The sequence below is a fragment of the Lysinibacillus sp. NPDC097214 genome (genome assembly GCF_050277945.1).
Taxonomy (GTDB): Bacteria; Bacillota; Bacilli; order Bacillales_A; family Planococcaceae; genus Lysinibacillus; species Lysinibacillus xylanilyticus_B.
Genome location: NZ_JBNNSS010000016.1, coordinates 15,162 through 40,414 on the forward strand (window position 1 = coordinate 15,162; position 25,253 = coordinate 40,414).

26 protein-coding genes and 1 CRISPR repeat array (1 of these 27 only partly in view) are annotated in these 25,253 nt (G+C 34.3%); of the genes, 19 read left to right on the top strand and 7 right to left on the bottom strand.

Features of this window, described 5'->3' with window-relative positions; genetic code table 11:
• Window positions 1–47: 47 nt before the first annotated feature.
• A complete protein-coding gene (locus tag ACQKMI_RS22840) occupies window positions 48–791 on the bottom strand; it encodes a hypothetical protein (RefSeq protein ID WP_427492669.1) in 744 nt (247 codons plus the stop codon).
• A 127-nt stretch (window positions 792–918) separates the two neighbouring features.
• Window positions 919–1,071 (bottom strand): hypothetical protein, encoded by a 153-nt coding sequence (locus ACQKMI_RS22845; protein WP_427492671.1) that lies wholly within the window; start codon window positions 1,069–1,071, stop codon window positions 919–921.
• 38 nt (window positions 1,072–1,109) lie between these two features.
• On the opposite strand from ACQKMI_RS22845, the gene ACQKMI_RS22850 reads away from it, so the two are divergent.
• A complete protein-coding gene (locus ACQKMI_RS22850; RefSeq protein ID WP_427492673.1) occupies window positions 1,110–1,511 on the top strand; it encodes a hypothetical protein in 402 nt (133 codons plus the stop codon).
• A gap of 674 nt (window positions 1,512–2,185) precedes the next feature.
• Window positions 2,186–2,815 carry a hypothetical protein gene (locus ACQKMI_RS22855; RefSeq protein ID WP_427492675.1) on the top strand — a complete coding sequence of 210 codons (630 nt, stop codon included), beginning with the start codon at window positions 2,186–2,188 and terminating at the stop codon, window positions 2,813–2,815.
• A gap of 206 nt (window positions 2,816–3,021) precedes the next feature.
• Here the strand turns inward: ACQKMI_RS22855 and ACQKMI_RS22860 are convergent, their stop codons facing one another.
• Window positions 3,022–3,609 carry a hypothetical protein gene (locus ACQKMI_RS22860; protein WP_427492677.1) on the bottom strand — a complete coding sequence of 196 codons (588 nt, stop codon included), beginning with the start codon at window positions 3,607–3,609 and terminating at the stop codon, window positions 3,022–3,024.
• Window positions 3,610–3,637: 28 nt separating this feature from the next.
• Window positions 3,638–4,861 carry a hypothetical protein gene (locus tag ACQKMI_RS22865; RefSeq protein ID WP_427492679.1) on the bottom strand — a complete coding sequence of 408 codons (1,224 nt, stop codon included), beginning with the start codon at window positions 4,859–4,861 and terminating at the stop codon, window positions 3,638–3,640.
• Window positions 4,862–5,053: 192 nt separating this feature from the next.
• Between ACQKMI_RS22865 and ACQKMI_RS22870 the strand changes: the two genes are divergently transcribed.
• The 3 genes from ACQKMI_RS22870 to ACQKMI_RS22880 all read left to right on the top strand — a co-directional run bounded on the left by ACQKMI_RS22870 (window position 5,054) and on the right by ACQKMI_RS22880 (window position 8,021).
• Complete coding sequence (locus ACQKMI_RS22870; RefSeq protein ID WP_427492762.1) at window positions 5,054–6,289, top strand: AAA family ATPase; 1,236 nt, start codon at window positions 5,054–5,056, stop codon at window positions 6,287–6,289.
• Window positions 6,289–6,936, top strand: a complete 648-nt coding sequence (locus ACQKMI_RS22875; protein ID WP_427492681.1) for an HNH endonuclease domain-containing protein — start codon at window positions 6,289–6,291, stop codon at window positions 6,934–6,936. The genes ACQKMI_RS22870 and ACQKMI_RS22875 overlap by 1 nt, the downstream gene beginning before the upstream one ends.
• A gap of 236 nt (window positions 6,937–7,172) precedes the next feature.
• Complete coding sequence (locus ACQKMI_RS22880; protein ID WP_427492683.1) at window positions 7,173–8,021, top strand: hypothetical protein; 849 nt, start codon at window positions 7,173–7,175, stop codon at window positions 8,019–8,021.
• 409 nt (window positions 8,022–8,430) lie between these two features.
• Here ACQKMI_RS22880 and ACQKMI_RS22885 read toward each other — a convergent pair whose 3' ends face one another.
• Window positions 8,431–8,970 carry a PadR family transcriptional regulator gene (locus ACQKMI_RS22885; protein ID WP_427492685.1) on the bottom strand — a complete coding sequence of 180 codons (540 nt, stop codon included), beginning with the start codon at window positions 8,968–8,970 and terminating at the stop codon, window positions 8,431–8,433.
• 82 nt (window positions 8,971–9,052) lie between these two features.
• The gene (locus ACQKMI_RS22890; protein ID WP_427462954.1) at window positions 9,053–10,234 is read right to left on the bottom strand and encodes a YhgE/Pip domain-containing protein; all 1,182 of its coding nucleotides are present in this window, start codon (window positions 10,232–10,234) and stop codon (window positions 9,053–9,055) included.
• Between the two features lie 642 nt (window positions 10,235–10,876).
• Here ACQKMI_RS22890 and ACQKMI_RS22895 point away from each other — a divergent pair.
• The 4 genes from ACQKMI_RS22895 to ACQKMI_RS22910 all read left to right on the top strand — a co-directional run bounded on the left by ACQKMI_RS22895 (window position 10,877) and on the right by ACQKMI_RS22910 (window position 12,990).
• On the top strand, window positions 10,877–11,191 hold the full coding sequence (locus tag ACQKMI_RS22895; protein WP_291754431.1) for an ArsR/SmtB family transcription factor: 315 nt from the start codon (window positions 10,877–10,879) through the stop codon (window positions 11,189–11,191).
• A 41-nt stretch (window positions 11,192–11,232) separates the two neighbouring features.
• On the top strand, window positions 11,233–11,916 hold the full coding sequence (locus ACQKMI_RS22900; RefSeq protein WP_328203623.1) for a DsbA family oxidoreductase: 684 nt from the start codon (window positions 11,233–11,235) through the stop codon (window positions 11,914–11,916).
• Window positions 11,903–12,550: an MBL fold metallo-hydrolase gene (locus ACQKMI_RS22905; RefSeq protein ID WP_370048527.1), complete on the top strand. Its 648-nt coding sequence runs from the start codon at window positions 11,903–11,905 to the stop codon at window positions 12,548–12,550. The genes ACQKMI_RS22900 and ACQKMI_RS22905 overlap by 14 nt, the downstream gene beginning before the upstream one ends.
• Window positions 12,551–12,753: 203 nt before the next feature.
• Window positions 12,754–12,990, top strand: coding sequence for a DUF896 domain-containing protein (locus tag ACQKMI_RS22910; protein ID WP_427492687.1), 237 nt, complete (start codon window positions 12,754–12,756; stop codon window positions 12,988–12,990).
• 349 nt (window positions 12,991–13,339) lie between these two features.
• Here ACQKMI_RS22910 and ACQKMI_RS22915 read toward each other — a convergent pair whose 3' ends face one another.
• The gene (locus tag ACQKMI_RS22915) at window positions 13,340–14,467 is read right to left on the bottom strand and encodes a tyrosine-type recombinase/integrase (protein ID WP_427492689.1); all 1,128 of its coding nucleotides are present in this window, start codon (window positions 14,465–14,467) and stop codon (window positions 13,340–13,342) included.
• 359 nt (window positions 14,468–14,826) lie between these two features.
• On the opposite strand from ACQKMI_RS22915, the gene ACQKMI_RS22920 reads away from it, so the two are divergent.
• The 10 genes from ACQKMI_RS22920 to cas3 all read left to right on the top strand — a co-directional run bounded on the left by ACQKMI_RS22920 (window position 14,827) and on the right by cas3 (window position 24,908).
• Complete coding sequence (locus ACQKMI_RS22920) at window positions 14,827–15,204, top strand: hypothetical protein (RefSeq protein ID WP_427492691.1); 378 nt, start codon at window positions 14,827–14,829, stop codon at window positions 15,202–15,204.
• 163 nt (window positions 15,205–15,367) lie between these two features.
• Complete coding sequence (locus ACQKMI_RS22925) at window positions 15,368–16,780, top strand: DNA cytosine methyltransferase (RefSeq protein WP_427492693.1); 1,413 nt, start codon at window positions 15,368–15,370, stop codon at window positions 16,778–16,780.
• A complete protein-coding gene (locus ACQKMI_RS22930) occupies window positions 16,770–17,075 on the top strand; it encodes a hypothetical protein (protein WP_427492695.1) in 306 nt (101 codons plus the stop codon). The genes ACQKMI_RS22925 and ACQKMI_RS22930 overlap by 11 nt, the downstream gene beginning before the upstream one ends.
• 51 nt (window positions 17,076–17,126) lie before the next feature.
• Window positions 17,127–17,330 carry a hypothetical protein gene (locus tag ACQKMI_RS22935; RefSeq protein WP_427492697.1) on the top strand — a complete coding sequence of 68 codons (204 nt, stop codon included), beginning with the start codon at window positions 17,127–17,129 and terminating at the stop codon, window positions 17,328–17,330.
• 47 nt (window positions 17,331–17,377) lie between these two features.
• Window positions 17,378–17,839, top strand: coding sequence for a hypothetical protein (locus ACQKMI_RS22940; protein ID WP_427492699.1), 462 nt, complete (start codon window positions 17,378–17,380; stop codon window positions 17,837–17,839).
• Window positions 17,840–18,568: 729 nt separating this feature from the next.
• Window positions 18,569–19,306: a CRISPR-associated endoribonuclease Cas6 gene (gene cas6 / locus ACQKMI_RS22945; protein ID WP_427492701.1), complete on the top strand. Its 738-nt coding sequence runs from the start codon at window positions 18,569–18,571 to the stop codon at window positions 19,304–19,306.
• 12 nt (window positions 19,307–19,318) lie between these two features.
• On the top strand, window positions 19,319–21,028 hold the full coding sequence (gene cas8a1, locus ACQKMI_RS22950; RefSeq protein ID WP_427492703.1) for a type I-B CRISPR-associated protein Cas8b1/Cst1: 1,710 nt from the start codon (window positions 19,319–19,321) through the stop codon (window positions 21,026–21,028).
• Complete coding sequence (gene cas7i, locus ACQKMI_RS22955) at window positions 21,021–21,899, top strand: type I-B CRISPR-associated protein Cas7/Cst2/DevR (RefSeq protein WP_427492705.1); 879 nt, start codon at window positions 21,021–21,023, stop codon at window positions 21,897–21,899. The genes cas8a1 and cas7i overlap by 8 nt, the downstream gene beginning before the upstream one ends.
• A gap of 12 nt (window positions 21,900–21,911) precedes the next feature.
• Complete coding sequence (cas5, locus tag ACQKMI_RS22960; protein WP_427492706.1) at window positions 21,912–22,649, top strand: CRISPR-associated protein Cas5; 738 nt, start codon at window positions 21,912–21,914, stop codon at window positions 22,647–22,649.
• A 42-nt stretch (window positions 22,650–22,691) separates the two neighbouring features.
• Window positions 22,692–24,908 carry a CRISPR-associated helicase Cas3' gene (gene cas3, locus ACQKMI_RS22965; protein ID WP_427492708.1) on the top strand — a complete coding sequence of 739 codons (2,217 nt, stop codon included), beginning with the start codon at window positions 22,692–22,694 and terminating at the stop codon, window positions 24,906–24,908.
• 98 nt (window positions 24,909–25,006) lie between these two features.
• Window positions 25,007–25,253: a CRISPR direct-repeat array (repeat unit 29 nt; unit sequence GTTTTTCATCAACTAAGTGGAATGTGAAT); it runs 569 nt beyond the window's last position.

Sequence of the window (25,253 nt, forward strand, 5' to 3'; positions counted from 1 at the left end):
TCCCGGTAAAATTTAAAATAGGCAGGAAATAAACTCTGCCTATCTACTTAAGCATTAATACCAGCTTTCTTTAATGAAGCAATCAATTTACCGTTTGAGGTTGCATAAGTAAATCGTTGCGGAGTGGTTTGATGAGTATAACCTGTTGGCCAGAAAACTTCATTTACTTTACCCGTTGGATCAAATAGTTTCCAAGCGCCTCCTCGTGTGGTCTGATATGCGATATTCTTCATTACAATATGGTTAGTAAATGTCCCCCATTCGGTAAGGAGATTACCTGGTTTTTTGGGGATATTACTTGTAGAATCAAAGTTCTGATCACATGCTCCAATTACAATACGAGCGTTAGTAATGCCATCGCTAGTATTGAAAGAACCTTCATTAAATGTTTTCTTCACACTGTAATTTACAATGAAATCCAACCCGCCGTTAGCGTTAATAGATAATTCAATTGGTACATCTGAACCCGGTTTCATATCAAATGGTTGTTTAGTATCTGATTGTCCATTGGGTGCTGCATACATCCAATGCCATAATCCGTCTCCTTTTTTAGATAACTCTCCCCAAAGATCTGCATAACCGACAAGTTGAGAAAGACCGCATTCATAGTGGAATACATTACCGTTTTTATTACGATCTAGTGAGAGGTAGGCATCAAGAAACCCATTTCCTCGATTTTTTACCAAGTAAGCGATCCACGTTTTACTGGGAATTGTAACGACAGCCCTAAGACCATAAATCTTCCCAGGAATGTAAGAAGTGAGAAGTTTTGCGTATTCTGTTGCACTCATATTGTCATAACCTCCATTATTTATATTGAGCTAATCTCTCTGCTAACTGGGAACCGTTATTTGATCGACTGCTTACATAATAAAGGGGAGTAAGTCATTTAAAAAACAGCCTTTTTTTGAACTTTTATTATTTAATATAATTCTTCCGATTGTTCTTTTTTTCCATTAGTTCAAAAAAGGATGGTAACTGCTGAAAATCTTTTTCTTTAATCGTTGCTAGCACCATTAGAATGAGTTCTTGCTCTAAATCCTCTCGATTTTGCGTATCAGTTTGTCTCAAAACAGATCTAATTTTAGGTTTCATTTAACGACTTAGGTTTGAATATTAGGGAGTATGAAGGTGGGGGAACAGTATGTTTATACGAACTTTGTGATTCTTTTAATGAGAGTAATGGATCTGATACAAAAGAAATCTTAACAAAAGATGAGTATATCCTTATTGGATTTCAGTGTGATCATTGTCATGAAATTTTCTTCACAACATTAGATGCTCGGGAGTATGATTCAACCTTTGACTACGATGCTTTAAAAAACGAGGGCATGTTTGATAATTTAAAATTCAATGACAAGTTATTTATCGCTAGTAACCGTAGTGGGTACGACTTTGATAGGGTTTACTTTGTAAGTCAATCGAGTGATAGTATAACAGATTTAGATTATGGACCTAATAGAGAGATTGAAATACCAAATGCTTATAAAGTTGAGATTTCAAAACGCTAGGAAAAATCACTACGGATCATTACATAAAAAGGGGATAAGATTAGTGAACGCATAATATTTTTGATTCTTATTTTATATATATTGTCGTACTTATGAGCTAATTGGATTAATAAACGTCTAGTTATAGCAAAAACTGATTTTAGCGGAAGTGGAATAAGTTTTGATTAACAAAATATAGAAGGGGACATATAAGCAGATTTGCTTTTATGTCCCTTTTTAAATGTTTTTGTTTTTAAATAGTAGGGATTCCTGAATGTTCAGGTGCTCATTCCATCCTACTAGAAGCTTCTTTACTAACTTTTGCAGTCGTTTTATTACTGACTCACGAAATAGCTTTTAGCTATGAAAGCATACCGTGCTTTCTTATTCTTTTGACTACTAATACCGTATCTTATTTTCTATCACTTCTAGGTTTTACTTTTTGTTTTTCCCAGAGCTTTCTTTCTTTTCTTGGGGAAACTATATTTTTCATTTTCTTTTCTTATCTCTTCAAGTAATCTTTTTTTCTTTTCGTTGATCATAATTATTAGCCACCTTTCACTTTCTATAATGGTGACCTATTTTTTCTTTTTTTATACACATATAATTTCCTTCTCCCCCATAGCATGTAGTATCCCATGTACAGTATGAAAGTGTCTCTACCTTAAAACGCAAAAATGGAGGTATCAAGAGAAATGAAAGTGAAGAAGAAGAAAAGAAAAGACGCCAAAGTGGATTACAAGCCTACTTTACCAATCCCCCTGAAAACTAGCATTGAACGTCTTTCAGTTATTACTGGAATTGTAGTAAAAGATGTTGCTAATCATTTAGTAGTTTCTGCACTTAATAGTGTTGATGTTATCAGTTACATATCAAAATGTTTTCAGCGCGATATCCGTTTTAACAACACTCTTTATTTTGGAAACTCTGATAATCCTACTGTTACAAAAAGGACTGCCCCTGGTACTAGCGATAGAATATCACTACGAGTCTCTCAACATACGGATCATCTAATAGGTTCAATCGCTTATGCTTTGAGATGTACCCCTCATAGAGCATGTGCAGCGTTACTTGAACAAGCTATGCTTAACTATGATATTGTAAATGACTTTATAAGAAATTATTTAATTAACGGATTAGATGAAGATAGATTAAATGAGCTTCAGAAAGTAATGAATTACATTAACAGCATGGATGAGACGTTTGAATATTCTTTTGCGGATCTCCTATCATTAATTGCAAGAGAGGTAAATGCTCCTATAACATCACCACAAGAAATGGTAGATGAATTTTTAGTAATTAATAATTGGCGAGATAATCAGTGAAATACTCACATGTATCTCTCCTGCAGCCTCTTATCGATTTGAATTAGAGAGAACAATATAGTTAGTTACTATTCTCTTGCTATGTAATAGAGGAACATTCGAGAGATCCTTGAATTGAAATAAATAAAGAGCAGATAGCTATGGCCATCTGCTCTTTATTTATTGGATTTTTGTAAAACACAATATAATCATATAAAATAATCGTCTTATTCTAGCAATCGAATCTGATTCTTCTTATATTCATGAAGAAGAGCTTCTCGTTCGTCTTTCGATAAATTCTTAGCAATAGTTTGGTATGATGGCAGCTTTATACTTTGTTCCTTTCGAAACTTTTCCCACTTACGAGGGGAAAATGAAAGCGGCGCATATTTTTTAACGACCTGTATAATATCGTCTTTTGTAAATACAGTAGGTCGATTGGACGGATGTACAGGCAAATTCATCACTTGCTTCATGCTATTCCAGGAACCAAAATATTCAATAAGGGCGTGAAAGTTTGGCAATTTTAATTCTGGATTTTCATTTACGAAAGAATCCCATATAAGGGTTGTACTTAAATGCTCTTTATAAGGCTCTAGGAGCACTATTACTTGCTCCTCAGGGAATGATTCTATATCTCGAATGGTTACGGTTCTTACGTATCCAAAATGAGCTTTAGCATCACTCCACGATCCGAAATGATAAATTAATGCAGAGACAGTGGGGAGATTTAACTCTGGCTTTTTTTTAATGAACTCCGTCCACTGCCTCACAGATGTTAGGTATTCTTTATAAGGTTCAATTTCTTCAAACACTCAATTCTCTCCTTCTAAGTTGCGCGATCTAGCTGTAAGTTCTCTGAATTTGTTTATATGCATTCTGAGCGCGGTAATCATCGGGATGTTGGCGTAAATGTGAAGCTAAAAAGGTTAATACATCGGCTATATATACCTGCTTCAATGCTGAATAATTTGATACTGCAGCAGAAGCAGTAACATAATTTCGTTCACCCAAATGGTATTTCTCAATCTCTTCAGGATAGTAGGCTGGTAGTGCATAAGCCAACACATGAAGTTTATGCATGATTGTTGTTAATACTAATTTATCCGAATTTTCCAACATAAACACAAATGGACCATCCATTACCATACGAATATCTTCAAAATCATCTATAGGTTGGACGCAAGTACGGAATGATAAGCGGTATCTAGGGTCGGCATCTTGTGGTTCCGTAAATGTAATAAATGAATTACTTTTTGAATCCCACTCGATATAGAGTCCTTGTGCAGGTACATAAAGTTTATCCTCAGCATCGAATGATCTATCGAGCGCTTCACCAAAAACGCTTAAATCTGTCATTGAAAAATTAACAGAAGAACTAGCATATCTCGGTAATGGTTGAGCCCCTATTATAAACCATCTCTGTAAAGTGCGAGAAAAGCCAATCAGGATATTAGATGTTGAATTAGCATGTGCGAATGCTTTATTTAAGAAGCGGGCCGCTTCTTCATTTGATAATGAACGATTAGTAAATTGATCTAAATAAGTTGCCCCGTATTGATAAATTACTCCCTTAGCTTCATGTTTCTTATATAAAGCGAGTTCCTGCTCTGTTAAATACGGAGAAATATCCTTTGATTCCTCTACATCTGAACTCTTTATTTCCTTTTTAGTAACAAATTTTCCAAAAATGCGCTCTAACAATACTAATGCTACTCCAATAATTAAAAAAGGCAATAGTAACATGATTCTAACCGGCACAGGTGCAGTTATAAACATGGATTGCAAAATTGCTCCTAAATACAATAACACAGATAAGAATGCGATTAGAATAACAAATAAAATAAAAGCTACAAGAAATGTCATGACAGAAGTACTTTGAATAAGTCCAATTTCATATGCAAATGTTGTAATGCCTAGCATATTTGCTAATGGTTGAAACCAATCGTTCCACTTTGCTAGTAATAAAATTATTAAAAAGAATACAAGCAATCCGAGTCCTTTTGATTTTTGTTGTATGCGATATTGTTGAAAACTACTTAACGCTGTACCGATAGCATTTAACATATGATTCACCCTCCTTCTCCTTGATTATAAATTATTTAATGTTATAATAACACTTATATTTTGCATTTACAATATAAAACGTTGTAAAAAATGTAGATATAAAGATTAGCGCTGCGACAGGAAAATTTATGATGTTATGAAGTATAATGGAATAATGATTTATAAAAGACAGAGGAGTTTGGAGTGGCAGTTATGATAATAAAAAGCATTAAACTAGAAGACTGGAATCAGTTTGAAAATGTAAACATTCAATTTCATCCTAACTTAACTGTATTAACTGGGGCTAATGGTGCCGGGAAAAGTACAATTTTAAGGATGTTTAGCCGTCTTATTGGGTGGGGAGTCGGTGAGACAGCTACCCCTTTTAAAAGAAATTCGAACGCTGGGTTTAAATATCGATTAGGTGGAAGAAGAGCCATACAGCCAAAGAGTCATACTGATTGGTTAGACATAGGAGACATTGAACTAGAAGACGGTCAGCACTCAAAAATTCATGTGCCAGATGTTGTTGAATCTCCGAATTATGGTACAAGTTTATCAACTAGTCTTTCTATAAGGGGCTTAAATATACCTTCACATAGGACAGCCTATACATATAGACAGGTGACGACTATACCAGTAAGACCTTTAACACGTACTGAAGCTTTTCATAATTTTAATTCATCATTAATAAATAGGTTGATGGGAAACTATACGGATACCACTCCAACTGTACAAATGAAATCAACTCTAATTAGTTGGGCTCTTTTTGGAAAAGGAAATGATCATGTTGTAGAAAATGAGGAAGCATATGAGTTATTTTTGGGATTTATAGAAATTTTGAAAATTTTATTACCTCCTACTTTAGGCTTTGAGGATATTTCTATTAGGGAGGGGGAAGTTGTTTTAGTAACAAACAGTGGTGAATTTTTATTGGATGCCGTATCTGGAGGAATAGGAGCTGTATTAGATTTAGCTTGGCAAATATACATGTTCAATGGAAATAAGATGGAACCTTTCGTTGTGTTGATTGATGAAGCGGAAAACCATCTTCATGCATCTATGCAAAGAAGGTTAATGCCAAGCTTAATACAAGCATTTCCAAATGTACAATTTATTATTTCAACTCATAGTCCCTTAATGGTAAATTCCATTAAGGATTCGTCAGTTTATGTTTTGAAATATAACGATAATAATTCCGTTGTAAGTGAATTACTTGATTTTGAAAACAAAGCTGCTAATGCTACTGAGATATTAAGAGATGTGTTAGGAGTTCCTGTAACAATGCCTATCTGGGTTGAAGATAGTTTGAAAGACATATTGGAGAGCTATAGGGGTCATGAAATAACAGCAGAAAGCTATATAAGATTAAAAGAAGATTTGTCTGCTGTAGGCTTAAATGATCATCTCCCTCAAGCATTGGGTATTCTCCAGGGAGGAACTTTTTAATGATTACTTTAACAAAGCGAAAAAAACCAAACGTATTAGTAAAAAATGAAACTAATTGGACCAATGAATTAATGGATTATTTAAATGCTTCTAAAAAAGTACCTGAGTCATTAAAAGGTAAGTATCGACACACAGAAATTAAAACAGAATTACTTAAAGAAACCAATAACAAATGCGCTTATTGTGAGAGTAAAATATCGCATATTGACTATGGTGATATAGAACACATTTTGCCTAAAAGTATAGTGCCAGATAAAACATTTTTATGGGAAAACCTCACTATTGGCTGCACAATATGTAATCAAAATAAAACTAATTATTACAATCCCAATTTTCCGTTATTGAATCCTTATACCGACAAACCAGAAGAAAAACTTCTATTTGCTGGTCCAATGGTAGTCGCGGCAGTAGGCAGTCAAAGTGCATCAATTACTATAAAAAAGCTAGATTTAAATAGACCAGCTCTATTTGAAAAAAGACACGATTTCCTTAACAAGATTGAACCCTTAATTAGACAATATGAATTAACAAATGATGCTACCTTAAGACAGCTGTTATTAGATGATTTAATTGCCTCGACTAAACCTGAACATGAGTATTCCTTAATGTTGAAACAGTTCCTTGCGCAGCTGGCTATTACAGCTTAACATTCTTTTTGTATAACGAAATCAATTGTAAGAAAGAGCTGCTGCGACGACCCCTGTATTTTCTATACTGACTGATAGAGTAGTTGTACAAGTTGGGAAACGGAAAGTGAAAATGATTGAATTGTAATGTTGTTGAAAGGTGTAACTAACTTTTGGTTGCACCTTTTAAATACTTCTTATTCCCTCTAACGGGGACGTAAGTTAAATACGGCTATTAAATAGGAGGTTTAGGAGAAATGGATAAAAAACAAGTTAAAGCAATTACATTCAGCCAATACGGTTCCAATTGTGGTATCTACGCACTTACATTCGCCATTAACCTTCATTTAGCCAATAATAATCAGGACGTATTGGATGAAAAAACAATGCGAAAATTCATTGGTGAGTTAACCAAGGAAGCGGTTGGAGAAAACAGGAAATATTCAATGGTAGGTGAATTTTTCAATATGAATAAATATAAAAAATTCATCAATTCTCCTGAAGCTAAGAAGGTTATTGAGGAATATGTGCCTGGATTAAACGTTGATGCTAAGGTGGTAGGTAGAAAACATTACCTTTCACATGATGCACCAGCCTCTGAAGACGAAGGGCTAATTTTTGCTTACGCACGCCCGGAAAATACGCATATTGTACCGATACTCGAAATTAAAAACAAAAAAGTTAAGTACATAGATTCTAGGAAGCTTTGTACCAAAGAATTAACGGATAAAGAGAATACTAATTTTGAAGCAAAGCCCTATAGATTTAAAAGAGCACTTTATAAAAGACATTCATTATATATACCTTCATTTCTAATACTATTGCTTTTAATATCGATGTCGATTTATTTTAATTTACTATATTTAAATGAAAGCTTACGTTCATGGTACCTCACACACTATTCTCTTATTTCATTTTCCATTCTATTTGTATCTGTTTTCCTAAGTTATAGTTTAATCTATGTTAGGATGAAATTTTCTAAACATGAAGAAATGCGTATTGAAATAAAGAACAATAAGTATTTAAAAGATATTCCAAACATTAATTTAAATAAGGTAGTAAAATTAAAGTTTTCATATCCAAACAAAAATATCAAAAGCAGCTGATAGTAAACATAATAGTTGTAACTTTATAAAAAAGTTTGATAATTTGTAATTAAGTTTGATTAAAAACATCTCACCTATATAGATTTTTAGAGATCGTGAAGAAATGTACTTAAACTAACGGGGCAGGATAGTTCAATAGTGTTGTTTAACTTGTGTTCAACAATCGGGCCATATTGTTGAATAAGACCCACTATTTTATAGCAACAATCGTTGAGAAAACAGCCTATTAAAATAATCAAGTTGTTGTAGTAAATGAAGTAATTTGTAGTACAAAAAAGGATAGATGGAGCAATTCCTATTATGCTCCTCTATCCCTTATTTTTTTACTATATAATGTCTGACATCAGAGTTGGTATTTTGCTTTGATCTTCGCTTATTAGATTGATAAATATAATTATGAAAAATGCCGTTATTCTTTAATGTCCTTCAATTTCCTAATAAGCTTTTCTAACCATTGAATTTCATTCGCAATGTTTTCTGAATAATATGATTGGATAAAATCTACGTTTTCTTTCATTAAATCATCTAATTGGATTTGGTTGTAAATTGCCTGTAATTGTTCTTGCTTCCCTTGTAAAGATTCTAGCTTTTTCTCTAAAATCGGGATAACTAGAGCATTTTCTACATGTCGTAAAAACATGATGCCTACAACCATTTCCGGAATATTTTTCGCCTTTTCAAATAGCTCATAAATCTTGTTCGGCAGCTGTTCACGGCCCTTGTCAGTGATCGCAAAAACTTGCTTGTCTGGACGATTTTCTTCCTTAATAATCTCACCTGGTTCGACTAGTCCTTGTTTTGTCAGTGACTCAAAATGGTAATAGAGCTTACTTTCAGTTAAGTTGCCCATTTTATCGAATGGAATAGGCTTTGATAATTCCTTTTTCAACTTATAAGGATAATTTTCCCCTTCTAATAACTTACTTAAAATATATATTTGGATTGACATGAGGCACCTCCTCCTTTACTGTACCGAACAAATAAGAAAGCTTCAACCTCTTGCGATGATTGAAGCCTTCAATTCTAGTCTTTTAAGATTGGTGTTGTATTTTTACAGGTACATTTACAGGTACATTTGCAGATGCTTCTACAGGTACTTTTTTGTGTACAAGTGTAACGATTAACGCATTAATCAGTACTGCAACTACACCTACTAATACTAAGCCCCATAGGAATGGTGCTTGTTCAGTTGAACCAAACATCACAGCAAAGTAAGATTGTACCGAATGATACATTGGTGTGATATAGCTTACTACATCGAAGTAGCTGTACATCATATCACGTGGCATTGTTGCACCGTTGGCAATAGTTTGTGACAGTAATACTGGAATATTTAAAATCATACCCGCTTCACCGATTAAGAATGTGAAGATTGCACAGAAGTTAAACGCTACCATGTATAACAATACTTGTTGACCGTAAACTTTGAAAATAGCATCTGTATCTAAGTCTGCAATTAAGAACGCAATACCTACTGCGAAAATAGATGAAACAATTGCAATGATAAGGGCTGATAATTGTACATAACCGAAAAGTTTCGCTCTTGATGTTTTTCCTTTGCTTTGATTAAAGGCTTGTACTAACTGCATCGCTGCAATCATTGCCCCTACGTAACAAGCCATCGTTAAGAACATTGGTAACATGTTGTTTTGCATTCCGTCTGGCACATCGTTCATGATAACGTAGTTGCCTACATAAGCTTGTTCAATTTGTGTTGCAATCGCATCTGCTTGCTCCTCAGGTACGTTCATATTTAAAAGAACGCCTTTCGCTGTTTGTGTTGAGAAGCTTGCACTTAATTGATTATTAATTTCTGTTACGACTGATTTCATTGAAGAAGATACCATTGTGGCGCTTGCTTCATTCACTGTGAAATCAATTTGAGCTGACTTACCTGATTGTGCATTCTCAGAAAAGTTTTCTGGAATATGAATCACTAACGAATATTTGTTGTCCCCTAATTTATCTAACGCTTTTTTATTTGAAATATTCGTTGTGATTTCAAATGGTAAGCTTTCTGCTAGTTGATCTGCAATTTGAGTTCCTGCTTCGCCCTTGTCATCATTCACAAGCGCAATTTTAAGCTCGTCCATATTTCCTGGTAATGCTGTGTAACCTAGTAAGAAGATTAATAGCATTGCGACCGCATAAAAAACACCCATAAAGATAGACGCACCAAAGCCTTGTAACTTTGTAAACTGTTTAAATTTCATTCTTTACATCCCTTCTCAAAATATACTCCATTCAATGTACTCTAATTAGAGTACTTAACTTTTACTATGTTATAGTATTATTTAAGGAAAGTAAAGAGGGCGTTTTTGTTGGTTTGGAATAAAGTTTGATTAAAAATTTCTCTAAACTTTTGATTTCACTGCATACGAAGAGCCGTGGTTTTGAATAAAGATTGATTAAAACGATGGTTTTCTTCTACTTGTAGGGACTACTTTTTATAAAAAAGTTTGATCAAAATTAAATATAAATGTTGATATAACGGTATTTTATTGATTTTGATAGGCTTAAAACGATTAAACTTTCTTCAAAATGGTGCGACTTTTTCAAAACAGTTCAACTTTGTTTTAAACCGACATAAAGAGCTGCTATCAAAATAGCTCCAACAAGCAGGAAATTCAAAAATACCTCTCGAGAGATCGAGGGGTGTTTTTGAATGGTTTTAATACTGAAGTCTTTCTGATCAATTGTTAATGCTTTATTTTTTTACCTCATTTATTATTTCTTTAGCCTATTTTTTTTTGATAACACCATGCAAAAAATCGTGAGCTTATATATTTACATATCGTAATATCGTGATATGATGATATGTATATAAATGATAGTGAGGTGAAGTCGTGACGAAAATTCAATTTGATCAGGTAGATTTATTTAAAGCATTATCTAATGAAGCGAGACTGAAGATTTTATACTGGTTAAAAGATCCTACAACGCATTTTGATACAAAGCGACAAGCGATAGAGGAAATGGATGAAATAGGGGTCTGTGTAAGCCTGATTAGAGATAAGCTTGAGATGAATCAGTCTACTACATCTCAATATTTATCAACTTTACAGCGTGCAGGTCTGGTCGAAGCAAGACGCATCGGAAAGTGGACGTACTATAAACGCAATGAGCAACTGATACATGAGTTAGCAAACTTTATCGAAACGAAGCTATAAATTTTGAGATAATACTAAAAATCGGAAAAGAGGAACTAGTAATGAAAATTGAAATATGGTCAGATTATGCATGTCCCTACTGTTATATTGGAGAAGCGAGATTGGAAAAAGCAATGAATGAGCTAGGAATTAAAGATCAAGTAAATATTGAAATGAGAAGTTTCGAATTAGACCCTGACGCTAGTTACGAAGTCGTATCCAATACAGAAGATCGTTTCGCAAAAAAATATGGTCTATCTAATAGTGCGGCGGCAGAAAGAATTAGACAAATAGAGCAGTATGGTAAAGGAGAAGGTATTGATTTCAAATATTATACTACACGATATACAAACACAATGGATGCTCATCGCTTAACACATTATGCAGAAAAACAGGGAAATAAAACGATTGCAAAAGATTTATTCAAAGCCTATTTCACTGATAATTTAGAGTTGAGCGATAAAAATGTACTAAAAGAAATTGCTGTAAAAAATGGACTAGATGAAAATGAAGTAGAAAAAGTCTTGAATTCCGATGAATTTGAAAGTGATGTACGTAAAGATGAAAAGCAGGCATATGTAATGGGAGTCCGAGGTGTACCTTACTTCTTGATTAATGGAGAAATGACTTTGAGTGGTGCTCAGCATGTCGAAACATTTAAAATGGCCTTAAAAGAAGCAATGCAGGATGATAGTCAGAATAATGATTTGTCAGGAATGAGCTGTGGTATTGATGGATGTAATTAATAATCGAAGCGTTGTACATCAATTAACAGTAAGAGATGTATTTTATGTAAATGCATTTTTATATATTGATCAGGATACGAAACATGGGTTTTTATTTGATCCCGGTGCAGAAGCAGAAAAAATATTACATGTGATAGAATCCAACGGTTATCATATCGAAAAAATATTATTAACACATGGACATTTTGATCACATAGGTGCAGTCGATAAAATTAGAAATGAATTAAATATTCCTGTTTACATGCACGAACTCGGAAGGGAATATACGCAAAATGCGAGAATGAACTTATCTGCTTTATGCAATAGACATATCATAGTTGATGATGTGCATTATGTACAATCAGGTGAAATATTCGAACTGTCAGCTAATTCAGATTTTAAAGTGACGATGACACATACACCCGGTCATGCAATGGATCAAGTTATGTATTATAATGCACAGGATAATGTAGCGTTTGTTGGTGATACAATCTTTAAAGGTAGTATTGGAACCGCTGAATATGAAGGTGGAAATGAACAGGACCTGATGCAAAGTTTAAATTTGATTCTATCATTGCCAGAGGACGTTGTTTTATATAATGGTCATAGTGGTAAAACAACTGTAGGTGATGAGAAGAAAAGACTCAGCATATAAAGGGTAAGTGACATATTTTCTGTTGAGTACAGGAAATATGTCATTTTATTATTGTTTATTGTAAAAAAGTAGGAACAGAATATAATGTCCATGTTTTAGAGGTCAATTGCTGTTGTTTAGATATTTTTGCACCAAAACCTTTAAAAGTGACTCATGCTATAAATTATAAGCAAAATTAATGAAGAGAATAGAGATGAAATAAGATGATAAATAACTTAGGGCGTATTAATGAATTAGCGAAAAAACAGCGTGAAGAAGGTTTGACAAGTGCTGAACGGATTGAGCAACAAGTATTACGCAAAGACTACTTACGCGAAATTCGCGGACAAATTCGCGAAACTTTTTCAAAAATGACTGTACTCGATCCACTAGGAAATGATGTAACACCGGATAAATTGCGTAGAGAAAAGGAAATGGATTCACGGGAAGTAAAAGCTTAGAAGAAGCACTTACATTCCATGTTAATGGTGATACGCAAATGTGTTGCCGCATGCATTCAACGTAAGCTTTGCTGGGATGTGTTGAATCGTTTTTAGTAAATCTTAATATGGCGGGTAATTGTGCATCAAGTGGATCGTCGTGCACGGAAGCTTCGATTGGCCCGTTACTTGTCTTGGTGTTGCTTTGAAATAAGGTTTGATCATAAAAATCCCACAAACCAGCATTTTACAATAAATAAAAAGAATCCATTTTGAAAAAAGATTGATCAAAATGGATTCTTTCCTTTAATCGAAGTTTATTCAAAAGCTACAACAGTGTCTATCATCAGCTGCTTTTATTTTATATTGTCTATAAATAATTACTAATGTTATTAGTCCATTGATGACTAGCATGTCGTTCCTGGGCAAATATCTTCTCTAGATAAATCATCGTTGTATCCAGTCGCTCATGACCAAGGGATCTCATAATATCATACGGCTCCACTTTATTTTCGTGCGATATAATCGCAAATGCATGTCGAAAGACGTGAGGGGTTATCCGATTAACATCGAACGGCAAAAGGTGTTGTATTTTGGCCATTTCCTTATGAAGTGTTTGAGTTAGATAAGATGCCGAAAAGAATGTTCCCATCTTCGTAGGAATCAACGGGCTATCTATAGCAGCACTTTCCATAGGTGAGACATTTCTTGCTTGCCTATAATAAACAATGCTTTGTTTGACTGATGACCTTAGTGGTACATCGCGTCTTTTATTTCCTTTACCCATTATCTCCAAATAATCTTCACCGTTTATATTACGCTTTATTGATTGGATTTGAAGTGTGCAGAGCTCCTCATTACGGATACCCGTCGCTACTAACAGCTGAACAATCGTAAACGCAAATATGTTTTTGGTTTTTATAAAAGCATCAAGCACTCGCACCACGTCTTCTGTACCCATATCACGATTCGGACGATCATCGCTTCTAACGGTTACTGACTTTAAACCTTCATGTAAAGGTTCTGATATATATTTATTCTGATATAGGAAGCGGAAAAACTGTTTTAGTACCGTCGTTTTTCTCGTTAAGGTTGACACCGAATATCCTGTCTTATCCTTCTCAGCATTCTCTTTAACATATGGACTACTTGTTGCTAACCACTCCTGGTATTTACGTATATGACGAGGCGATAGGGAACGCAAGAACTGTTGATCCTGCCATTCTACATCTAAATCCATCTCATCTTGATACAGTTGGATATATTGAATAAATTGTTTAATCTCACGTTCATAAGATTTTATTGTCCTTTTAGTACGTGAACGATCCTTTAATAGTTTATTTGATGTATAAAGGTACCACGTAACAACATCCGCATCGTTAAAATAAGCGAAGAGTGGCAAAGATTCTCTTTCAGCTCGATCCACTGCTGCTTGAAGTGTCGGTATAGTATCTACCGCCTGTATTGATACGCCATTTTCCCGAATAGCAATATCCATGATTATCCCCTCATTTCAAAGTTATAATTTAGTTATAGTTACTTCTTTTAGAATATGCAAGTTAAGAGTTTCCAAGTTTCTCTAAATGTAGTATAGTATTTATATTAAGTTTTAATTATTTGGTGGTCTTACTACTCTATATAGTAACGACGGAGAGCGTATTGTACAAGCCTTTGGGCAATTTGAATTCACGTACTTAATGTATGTTGTTTTCATATTGACCGAAGGCTTTTTTGCGTTCTTTCACCTTAATAGGAGGGTTAATATGGATAATATTTTTGTGTTAAATGCCTGTAAATACTGCTAGACATTGGAATGGGTATGATTTTTATGTAATGACTTTGAAAAGAGGAATGAATATGCAATTTTCTTATGTAAATCCAGAAACTAAAGCGTCTTACACTTACGGAATTGACCAATTAGGCGGCTTGTTTATTACGAGAGATTTAAATGATGAATATCTTAATTTCACTCATTTTTATCCATTTGACAAGCGTCTTACTTATCATGGTGTCATAGAAGCAATTCAGGAAACGGATTTGTCGGTAATAAAAGAGACTTCTATAGGAGGAGAACATCAAGTGTATTTTGAACTTGGTACTTCTAAAGATTTTAAAGGCCCACTTAAACCTGAACTAATTCATCATTATTCAGGAGAGTATAAATTCTTAGTAAATACTTGGGGCGAATTATTTGACTTAATGTCTTATTTTAACGAGGATGTATTTTTCTTCTAGATGACATTATTAAGTAATTCTCTAGAAGGCAAGTTCTCTGAACCTTACTGTTGGACTAATGATGCCGCTCCTTCTTATTTCTAGAAGTTAATTTAATGCTAATAAAGAACAGATACCTTTGAACAAATTGTTCATGGGTATTTTTTGTTTAAGGAGAGATTATATGAAAATAAAAACTATAAAAGCATCTGCAAGAGGAATTACATTTAGTGACATTTCATTATTTCCGATCGGTACAAAAGTTCGCTATCAATTGGACCGTACCGAACGAAAATTAATTATCTCACCTTCAATTGATGGCGAAAGAGAAGTCACAGTTTCCAGAAAGAAGTCCGGAAACAATTACATCCCGCTTCTAGACATAAGAAGCAAAGATGTATTAGAACTCTTTTCTGATGCAGATAAGTTAGATATATCGATAGCGGATGATCAAGTTATCGTTACTTCCACAGCAGATGATAATACTACATCGGTTTCATTTGATAAAACCGAGTTATTTGCAGCTGCAGGTGTAGACGCTAATACAGATTCCCTAGCCCAAGCTATTACAGTTGCTTCATTTTTTAGCGGAGCTGGACTACTTGATGCAGGTTTCGCAGCAATTAAGGATTATCGTATTGTTTTCGCATTAGAAAAGGACCCAGACGCGGCATTAACCTATAGGGTTAACCACGGTGACCATATTCATGTCGGTGATATATGTGAGTTAACTTGTGATGAGGTACCTCCTGTAGATGTGATTATAGGTGGTCCTCCGTGCCAAGGTCATAGTAATGCAAATAGAAGAACGAATTACCTCGATAACCCCAATAATTTACTCCTAAAAGAGTATTTAAGGATTATTAAAGGCAATCCGGCTACCAAAGTCTTTGTGTTAGAAAATGTTCCTGAATTACTAACAGGCGGGGATGGCCAATTTGCAGAGGAAATTTATGAAGCATTGAAGGATTTTGAAATTACAACAGGTGTATTGAATTCTGTTGACTACGGATCCGCGCAAAGTCGTAAACGCTGCATTTTAATAGGCTCACGTATAGGACGTATTGAACTGCCGGATGCAACTCATTCACCAGATGAATACAACACTGTAGCTGATGCTTTCCAAGGTATTCATGAAGCTATCGTTAATCAACAGGACGTGAGTGTTCCTAGACCAGAAACTAAGGAGCGGTTTGCTTATATACCTGCAGGTGGTAATTGGGAAGCGTTGCCTAACCATTTACGTGGCAAAATGCGAAAAGGATTGACTCATTCTAATATTCTCCGACGACTCTCATGGGATTTACCTTCAATTACGTTACCCAATGTACGTAAATCGAATATTTTACACCCTACAGAGAATCGAATTTTGAGTATTAGAGAGATAGCACGCTTGTTTGACCTTCCTGATTCATTTCGATTCGTTGGAAAGTTAGGTGCTATGCAACAACAGCTGGCTAATGGTGTACCTCTACGATTAGGGAAAGCTATTGCTTCACAAATCCTAAAAGTATTCCAAAAGATTCGTCCTTCTAAATCGAAAGCGATTCATAGCTATATTAATAGCTTACGAGAGGATGAATTATATGCAGCTTGAAGCAAGACTTCAAATACCAACGACTTGTTTTATTCGTGATCTCAAGATTCATAATGTCATGATTAATAATCAAGCCTGTATGTGCTCCGATACTGTGCAGTGGCATAGTATCATAGGCCGCGAGAAGGATGAGCAAGAATTAGTTATTGATTTACAGATTGTAGGTTGGATGGATTCGTACGGGTATTACCAGGAAGCTGCATCGCAAGAAATTCCTGTTGAAGCCTTATCTATTGAATACGAGTTATTCCCTTCATTTGTAGCTCAACAAATTCAAATGCAGATAATTAAATGAGTTTTCGTTAAAAACGGCTACTCTAAATACCGCGAAATAGAGGGATAACTTATGAAAAATTACAGCTTATTTTACAAGGAATTTGTCGTATTATTGCCTGATGATTTACAGATATATGTTCGAAATGCCCTGCTTACAGCAGGACTAACAGAAGATGAACTGGAAGATGCCATGAACAGTCGATTAGTTGATTTAGAAGATACATTACATCTTCCAAGTCTATTAGAAAGATATATTAATGGTAAAAGGAACTAAGAATAATTAAGTATGCAAATATAAATTATTCTACGGAGAGTGTAGTTATGAAAAAAACATATGAATATGAGAACAAATTTTTTGCTTTTGGTATAGATCCATTGTGTGGAGTTTTTCTACATTATCACAATGAAGTGGATAATTTTAAAATTACAAATTGGTCTGAATTTGAGCCATATACCCGACAATTCACTTATGATGCCATCCAAAGAGCTATTAAAAATGGAGAACTCTCAGAATCAGGGTTTAAAGAGATTTGTAATGTTCCTCTTGGAGATTACAACGTGTATTTCTCAGAGATTATGGTAACAGAGGACGCTCAGGCTGATTTTGAAATACCTAAGAGACTTATGCAAAAGTACGTCAATGGTAAACCGTTTCGTATCAAAACGTTAGGTGATTATTATAAGGTACTTAAACTGTTTAGACACCATGTAACCTTCTCAAAAGTAACCTGGTATCCATACTCTACACGTTCAACGGGGGTCCTTTATGAATTTTATAAATAATAAAGAACTAAGTGCGACTATTACATGCAACCCGAAATGAAAGACCCAGATGCAGTCCTTATCTATAGAGTTAACCACGGTGACCATATTATTGTCGGTGATATGTGAGTTACCTGTAAAGAGGTTCTACCAGTAGATGTAAACATAGGTGATCACCCTGTCAAGGTCATAGCAATGCAAATAGAAGAACGAACGTGTGACACAAAGCATAAATTTTCCATTCGGAAGGTTTATGCTTTATTTCATTTTAGGAAGTTTTATGGTCGATTGGATGTAAGGTAGCGGGGATAATCGTTAGTTTTTGTTGTAATAGTATTACCTTCCAAAAAAAATAATCATGATAAAAGCAAATCGACCGTGTGAAAGATAGTGAGATTAGTTGAATTGTAGAAAGGATTTAATTTTCTGATACTTTTCCTTTTGATGGACATTATGAGTCTAATCGGATCAGTACAATATAGGTAGTAATAGTAGCCAAGTAAAACACTTATACGATACGAGCGGATATCCCATTTTATTTTGTTTCCACGTAGTTAATTAAATGTACTAATATAAAGTAATTTACATTCCACATTGTTAAGACCTTATAAATATAACATAAATAATGATTGAATAAATAAGAGTTAGATTTTCAAGCCATACTTAATATTATGTAATTAATAAATTAAAATTGTAAAATCTTGGTATATAAAGTATAGTGGAATTAAACAAAGGAAAGGGGTGGTAAAAATGGAACTGTTGGTAGTTTTCAAGACAAAAAAATTGCCGAGACATCATCAGTTTTTGTTTGCGAGTGTTGTAAAATCAGCCTTATCAAATTCAAATCCTGAAATGCAGAAAAAGATGTATCAATATTCGGAGAACCAAGCCAATAAAATGATGCGTCCATTTACTGGAGCTATTTATTTGAATAAGTATATTTTAGAAGACGGAGAATTCTCAATTCAAGGGGATGTACGTCTTACAATTTCCTCTCCAGATGCAGAATTCATGCTTTATCTTTATAACGGTTTTGTTCAACAACAATGTTTTAAATATCAATCTTACAAACTAACTTTAGAAAAAATTCAAATACTTCCACAAAAGCTACCAAAGTCAAATAGAGCCCTAATGAAAACTAATTCACCGATTATCGTAAAAAATTCTTTAGGAAAATATCTTGAGATAGATGATCCATCATATGTAACAGAATTAAATTATGCTGCAAACGAATGCATGAAATCCATCATGGGCCGATCATTATATAAACCGATAACTTTTACACCGATTGCAATGCGTAAAAAAGTTGTGCAATTAAAGCACGATAAGTTCTCAAACTTAAATGATAAGGGAATTTTATATATGAATGCCTATGAAGGTAACTTTATATTAGAGGGGCATCCAGAAGATTTATCTATTCTTACACAGGCTGGATTGGGATTCAGAAGAGCTTTATTTTTTGGACATATCGAAATGATCAATGAATAGGAGGTGAGAGATATGATTGAATTGCAGTTAGACGACGTGCTTTACAATAGTGGAATATTGGGACTTTGCAGAGTATTTGACTCTGTAAAGCTACCGTACAAAAAAAACGGACAAACCATTACATTTGCTAAAAGTAACTTGAGCAACTTTGAAGAGCACTATTTTGCATCGCTTGTTGACCTTTATGGTTCTGAAACTAGTTATTATAAAATGGTAAATACCAACAGTAAACAGTTTGTTAAAAAATGTATAGAGGGGATAACCGAAGAAAAGGAGCTAGAACGATTTAATACACTTATAGACAACATGAAAAGATGGCTCACTTCAAATAGTTATAAAAATGTATATCCCTTTCTAACGGAAATTCCCTATGATTTTGAAGCTTCAGCAAAGGCATTTAAGAAAGTAAATAAGAAGAAAAAAGAAACGGTCGCAGATGTGCAACTACAAGTCACTGAAATGGCACGAGAATTATTAGAGTGTCTATCATTTTTAGAACATAAGCAAGCTAAACGCTATATTGTACCACGTATTCTCAGTTACCAAGTAATTCAAGGTTTCTGGTCAAATGTATCGCTGCTAAATAGAGATGCTAGTAAAAAAGATTTGTACGTAGAATATGAAAATCACTTTATTCAGGCAGCTGAGAACTATTTAGAAACGAAAAAAGATGAAAAGAAATATGCCAAAAATAAATTATCTTGTGCTTGTTGTGATAATAAGATGAAGTCGACAACTAAAAAGAAGTCGGCCACAGAAGCGTTTGATTTAACGTGGGTACAGAAAGTTGGAGTAGATGCTGCGAGAAAATCCTCACATTATTGGGATCACCAACGAGACATCTTTATCTGTCCAATCTGTAATATTGTGTATAGTTGTATACCACTAGGATTTACTTTGGTAAGAGGGGCTGGATTGTTTATAAATAACAACCGTTCTGTAGACGATTTAATTTCAATCAATTCTATATCATTAAAGGCAGGAAAAGTGGACTTATCAAGAGACGATTTAGAATCAATGGCTTATTATCAACTTCTAGATTTAATGGGACAACAGGCAGAAAACCAAAAGTTATTAGAAATTGATAATATTCAAATTGTTAAATTTGACCGGAATTCAGAGTCGAGACCGTATACATTTAATATGTTATCACGTGAAAAGGCACAACAAATGTATGATAGTCGGAAAGATTTTCAGTTCTTAGTAGGGAAATTTGCTAAGGAAAATGACGAGTATTTAAGTCTTTATCAAGAAGTGCTACAACGCTTTTACAATGGACAAGGTTTTGCAGATTTACTATACCGATTAATGCGTCTAGTTATTGATGACGATTTTAAAGGAATGGCTTCTATCTATAAAATACTGAATATTTCAAACAATAGATTTAAAGGGAGGGCGCATTTTATGACACAGGAAGAGTTACGTAAAATTCGTATTAGTGGTTATTACCTAAAGCAGGCGTATCGAGGGCAGGAAGCAAAGCTAAATGCAATTTCATATCGACTATTAAATGCGCTGAAAGTAAAAAATCCTAATAAATTTATGGATACGATTTTCCAAGCGTATAGCTATAAAAAGAATGAAAAACTAGCAATACCAACATTCTTTATTCAAGCATTAAATGACATTGAAAAATTCCAAACAATTGGTTATGCATTTTTGATAGGTCTAAACGGTTACGAAAAATCAGAAGATGAGAAGGAGGATACAACAAATGAATAAAAAAGGCTTAACATTAAGTATCATTTTTGAAGCAGAGAGCGCGAACTATGGTGAGGGTGTAGGTAACGTAACTTCGCTCAAAAAGATTTCACGTGGAGACCATGAAATGTATACATACCTTTCTCGTCAAGCGCTTCGCTACAACATCGTCGATCAAATGGAGGTTAATAATACTCCATTAGGAGTAGACCGCAGTGTAATACAATTCCATCCTGAAGCAACAATTGCAGACTATGCTGAAATTGATTTATTTGGTTATATGAAAACGGTCAAGCCTACTAAAACACGTGCAGCTGTGGTAAGACTATCAAATGCAGTAGCTCTTGAAAGCTATAATACAGATCTTGAATTTTTAACGAATAAAGGGTTATTTGATCGTTATAAAGCTGCGACAAATGATGACAATCTAAAAGGTGGAAATATTGCACAAAGTGAAATTCATAAGTCCTTCTATGCTTACACAGTAACAATTGACTTAGACAAAGTGGGCATAGATGCGAATGATAATATTGAAATTCCATTGGCTGAGCGTGCTGAACGTGTAACGGCATTACTGCAATCATTAAAGTTTTTATATCGTGACATTAAAGGTCGTCGTGAAAATTTATCACCGATATTTGCTATCGGTGGTGTCTATGATTATAAAAATCCATTTTTTGAAAATCGTTTAAAATTAAAAGAAAATAAACTTGCTGTGGCTACAATCGAAAGTGTATTAGCGCTTGATGAACATGTACAGAAAGAAACACACGTCGGTTTAGTAAAAGGCCTTTTAGCAAATGATGAAGAAATTGAGCAAGTACTTCAAGCTAAGTCAATGGCTGAATTTTTCAAAGAACTTGAAGCGGCAGTTATAAACTACTATCAATAAGAGGGTGAGGATATGAAAGGAATTCGTATTGAGGCCTATCAAAATTTGGTGAATTATCGTAAGCCGACAAGTTTTCAATTGAAGGAATCCTATCCGCTGCCACCATATTCAACGGTGATTGGTATGGTACATGCAGCATGTGGTTTTACAAGCTACGTACCCATGCAAGTGAGTATTCAAGGCAAATGCCACTCGAAAGTCAATGATTTATGGACACGCTATGAGTTTGCTGGGAGTACCTTTGAGGAAGATCGACATCAGCTGAAAGTAGAACTGACAGAGGGTAAAGCACAAGGTATTATTAGGGGTGTTTCGACAACAGAATTGTTAGTAGATGTAGAACTTGTATTGCATATAGTTCCAGAGGACGAAAGTTATATACCGATTATTGTTGATGCATTGAAATCGCCAGTAGAATATCTATCACTTGGTCGACGTGAGGACTTATTACAAATTAATGTAGTGAAGGAAGTAGAGATTGTAGGGGAATTTACAGATTCTGACGTTGGAGTTTTATATGATATTTATTTACCTCAGCACTTGACTAATGATGAGAAAATTTATAAAAAACTAGGTACTACTTATCGCTTGAATAAAGTGTATGAGCAACTGGAAATTTCTAAGGGGAAGAAAATTCGACAATGGCAAAAGGTGAATGTTTTTCATGTGCCTGCATCGGACACGAACCAGCTATATGCATGGAATGACATTTATTTTGACGCAGATGGTTATGTATTGTTTTTAGCTTAAGAATGGGAGTTATCCCATTCTTTTTTTAAGGAGATGAAAGAAATGTTTACGGAACTGTTGGCTAAATCAGGGGCAGATAAAAGTGTAACGGAGACCATTAGAGAGCATACTGACAAGTTATTAGACAGACATAGTAAACTTCAAGAAATATATCCGCAGGCATTAAGTAAAGAAGATTGGGCACTTTTAGCAGAAGCGGCCGAATATCATGATGTTGGGAAAGCGAATACCAAATTTCAAAATAAGGTACGAAAAATAGAGAATAAACAATTGGATTTATTAGAAGGTATAGAAGAAGTACCTCATGCCTATTTAAGTTGTGCATATATACCGTTGAAAGAATTGTTAAAACGATATGGTAAAGAACAAGTTCATATTTTGATGTTAGCCGTATACTATCATCATGAAAGAAGTGAAGAGAGATTAGAAGATTGTAAAAAAGTAATTGAACATGATTTGATAAACTATGTTTCGGCATTAGCGGCCGAAGGATTTAATGTAAATGAAATACCTAGACATAATTTTGGGAAGTTCACTGATAAAGAATTTTTACGAGTGCGTGAAAATTTATATCATTTCGTTCGTATCAAAGGGTTGTTAAATAAATTGGATTTTGCTGCAAGTGGTCATCTTGATGTAGAAATTGCTCCAGGGGACGTATTCGGTACATTGGATAAGTATTTTAAATCATTGGGCTATAGAAAAAACGAGTTGCAAGAGTATTTATCCCAACATCAAAATGATAATCATGTGGTCATTGCGTCAACGGGTATAGGAAAAACAGAAGGGGCTCTTTACTGGCTAGGACAAGATAAAGGTATTTTCACACTGCCATTAAAGGTTTCGATAAATGCGATATATGATCGAATTCATAAGGATTTGGGATATGAGCAAGTAGGGTTACTGCATAGCGATATGCGCTCGGAATATGCAAAACGAGCAGGTGATCAAGATTTAGATTTATTTGCAATAAATCATACGAAACAATTGGCACAACCGTTAACCATCACAACACTGGACCAAGTGATTGACTTTGTCGGATTATATCCAGGATTTGAATTGAAGTTAGCCATTTTTTCATACAGCAAGTTCATTATTGATGAAATACAAATGTATAGCCCTCGTTTAGTTGCTTTCATTTTAATGGGGTTAAAGTATATTACGGATATGGGTGGTAAATTTTTAATTATGACTGCAACTTTACCTCCATTGTTTATTGAAGCGATGCATAAATTAAATATCCCTTTTAAGCAACCAGATAATCCATTTTTAAAGTTGAATGAATATGGAAAAGTGATGAATCGTCATGTTATACAAATTATAGAACGAGATCTAACAGTGGAAGAAGTAGCTGCACATTCGCTAAATCAAAAAGTGCTAATTATCGTCAATACAGTTAAGAAGGCACAAGAATTATATGATGCATTTATTGATGCGGATTGTGAAGTGAATTTACTGCATAGCCGATTTATTAAGAATGATAGATACGAAAAAGAGAAGTCTATCAAGAAATTAGGTAAAAGGGATTGTGATGAGACAGGCATTTGGATTACTACTCAATTAGTAGAAGCAAGTGTAGACATTGATTTTGATATTTTATTTACGGAATTATCGGAAGCGACAGGGCTGTTCCAACGAATGGGGCGTGTGTATCGTGGACGAGACTATAAAGATACAACACCGAATGTCTATGTATTTACTGGTTATGAATTGCCATCTGGGGTATCTGAGAATGATAAGAGATCAGTTGTAGATTATACGGTTTATCAAAAATCAAAAGAAGTGTTACTGCAATATAACAATCAACTTCTAAAAGAAAAAACAAAGATGGATATTATTAATCAAATTTATAGTAGAGAAGCACTTGGTGATAATTGCAGCTATTTAAGGGAACTTGACGTAACGTTAACACATCTTGAAAATGTTTTACCATATGAAGCAAAAGAAAAGCCAACATTACGTGATATTGAAAATCAAACGATTATTCCTTTTGCGGTATATCAAGAAAAGGAAGAGGAAATACAAAAAATACAGGAGAGGTTGAAAGAGAAGCCTAGTTTACAACAACGAATAACGCTTCTTAATCAGTTCCAAGATTATACAATATCTATTCCAAAATGGGTGTTTAAAATGGCTGAAAAGGAATTTCAATATGATGTTATTGCAATTGATAAATTTATAAACTATCCGATAATTGCTTTTCGATATACAAAAGAAAAGGGTCTTATTTATGAAATAGCTGAAGGTGCTAATTTCTGATAAGGGGGATGATGTACTGCAAAAATGATAAATGATATAATAAATAAGACACTCTGAACCCTTGGTAATAAAGGTTTTTTAAAATGCCTTTAGGGTGGATTTTTCATCAACTAAGTGGAATGTGAATTTGCTAGAAAAAGCGAAAGAAACAGGAAAGGTATTCCGTTTTTCATCAACTAAGTGGAATGTGAATAAAGCGACTGAAATCATCGGTATTTTAGCAGATTATGTTTTTCACCAACTAAGTGGAATTTGAATGAACCAAAGGAAAATCCAAACTTGGACATGAAATTTTGTTTTCCATTAACTAAGTGGAATTTGAATGATGAAAGAGCTCTAAAAATC

Coding starts and splice junctions, on each gene's coding strand:
- ACQKMI_RS22910 (WP_427492687.1), top strand. CDS start 12,754: ATGATAAATAACTTAGGGCGTATTAATGAATTAGCGAAAAAACAGCGT.
- cas6 (WP_427492701.1), top strand. CDS start 18,569: ATGGAACTGTTGGTAGTTTTCAAGACAAAAAAATTGCCGAGACATCAT.
- ACQKMI_RS22935 (WP_427492697.1), top strand. CDS start 17,127: ATGAAAAATTACAGCTTATTTTACAAGGAATTTGTCGTATTATTGCCT.
- ACQKMI_RS22920 (WP_427492691.1), top strand. CDS start 14,827: ATGCAATTTTCTTATGTAAATCCAGAAACTAAAGCGTCTTACACTTAC.
- cas3 (WP_427492708.1), top strand. CDS start 22,692: ATGTTTACGGAACTGTTGGCTAAATCAGGGGCAGATAAAAGTGTAACG.
- ACQKMI_RS22905 (WP_370048527.1), top strand. CDS start 11,903: ATGGATGTAATTAATAATCGAAGCGTTGTACATCAATTAACAGTAAGA.
- cas7i (WP_427492705.1), top strand. CDS start 21,021: ATGAATAAAAAAGGCTTAACATTAAGTATCATTTTTGAAGCAGAGAGC.
- ACQKMI_RS22855 (WP_427492675.1), top strand. CDS start 2,186: ATGAAAGTGAAGAAGAAGAAAAGAAAAGACGCCAAAGTGGATTACAAG.
- ACQKMI_RS22840 (WP_427492669.1), bottom strand. CDS start 791: ATGAGTGCAACAGAATACGCAAAACTTCTCACTTCTTACATTCCTGGG.
- ACQKMI_RS22930 (WP_427492695.1), top strand. CDS start 16,770: ATGCAGCTTGAAGCAAGACTTCAAATACCAACGACTTGTTTTATTCGT.
- ACQKMI_RS22940 (WP_427492699.1), top strand. CDS start 17,378: ATGAAAAAAACATATGAATATGAGAACAAATTTTTTGCTTTTGGTATA.
- ACQKMI_RS22880 (WP_427492683.1), top strand. CDS start 7,173: ATGGATAAAAAACAAGTTAAAGCAATTACATTCAGCCAATACGGTTCC.
- cas8a1 (WP_427492703.1), top strand. CDS start 19,319: ATGATTGAATTGCAGTTAGACGACGTGCTTTACAATAGTGGAATATTG.
- ACQKMI_RS22870 (WP_427492762.1), top strand. CDS start 5,054: ATGATAATAAAAAGCATTAAACTAGAAGACTGGAATCAGTTTGAAAAT.
- ACQKMI_RS22890 (WP_427462954.1), bottom strand. CDS start 10,234: ATGAAATTTAAACAGTTTACAAAGTTACAAGGCTTTGGTGCGTCTATC.
- ACQKMI_RS22925 (WP_427492693.1), top strand. CDS start 15,368: ATGAAAATAAAAACTATAAAAGCATCTGCAAGAGGAATTACATTTAGT.
- ACQKMI_RS22885 (WP_427492685.1), bottom strand. CDS start 8,970: ATGTCAATCCAAATATATATTTTAAGTAAGTTATTAGAAGGGGAAAAT.
- ACQKMI_RS22875 (WP_427492681.1), top strand. CDS start 6,289: ATGATTACTTTAACAAAGCGAAAAAAACCAAACGTATTAGTAAAAAAT.
- ACQKMI_RS22915 (WP_427492689.1), bottom strand. CDS start 14,467: ATGGATATTGCTATTCGGGAAAATGGCGTATCAATACAGGCGGTAGAT.
- ACQKMI_RS22865 (WP_427492679.1), bottom strand. CDS start 4,861: ATGTTAAATGCTATCGGTACAGCGTTAAGTAGTTTTCAACAATATCGC.
- ACQKMI_RS22900 (WP_328203623.1), top strand. CDS start 11,233: ATGAAAATTGAAATATGGTCAGATTATGCATGTCCCTACTGTTATATT.
- cas5 (WP_427492706.1), top strand. CDS start 21,912: ATGAAAGGAATTCGTATTGAGGCCTATCAAAATTTGGTGAATTATCGT.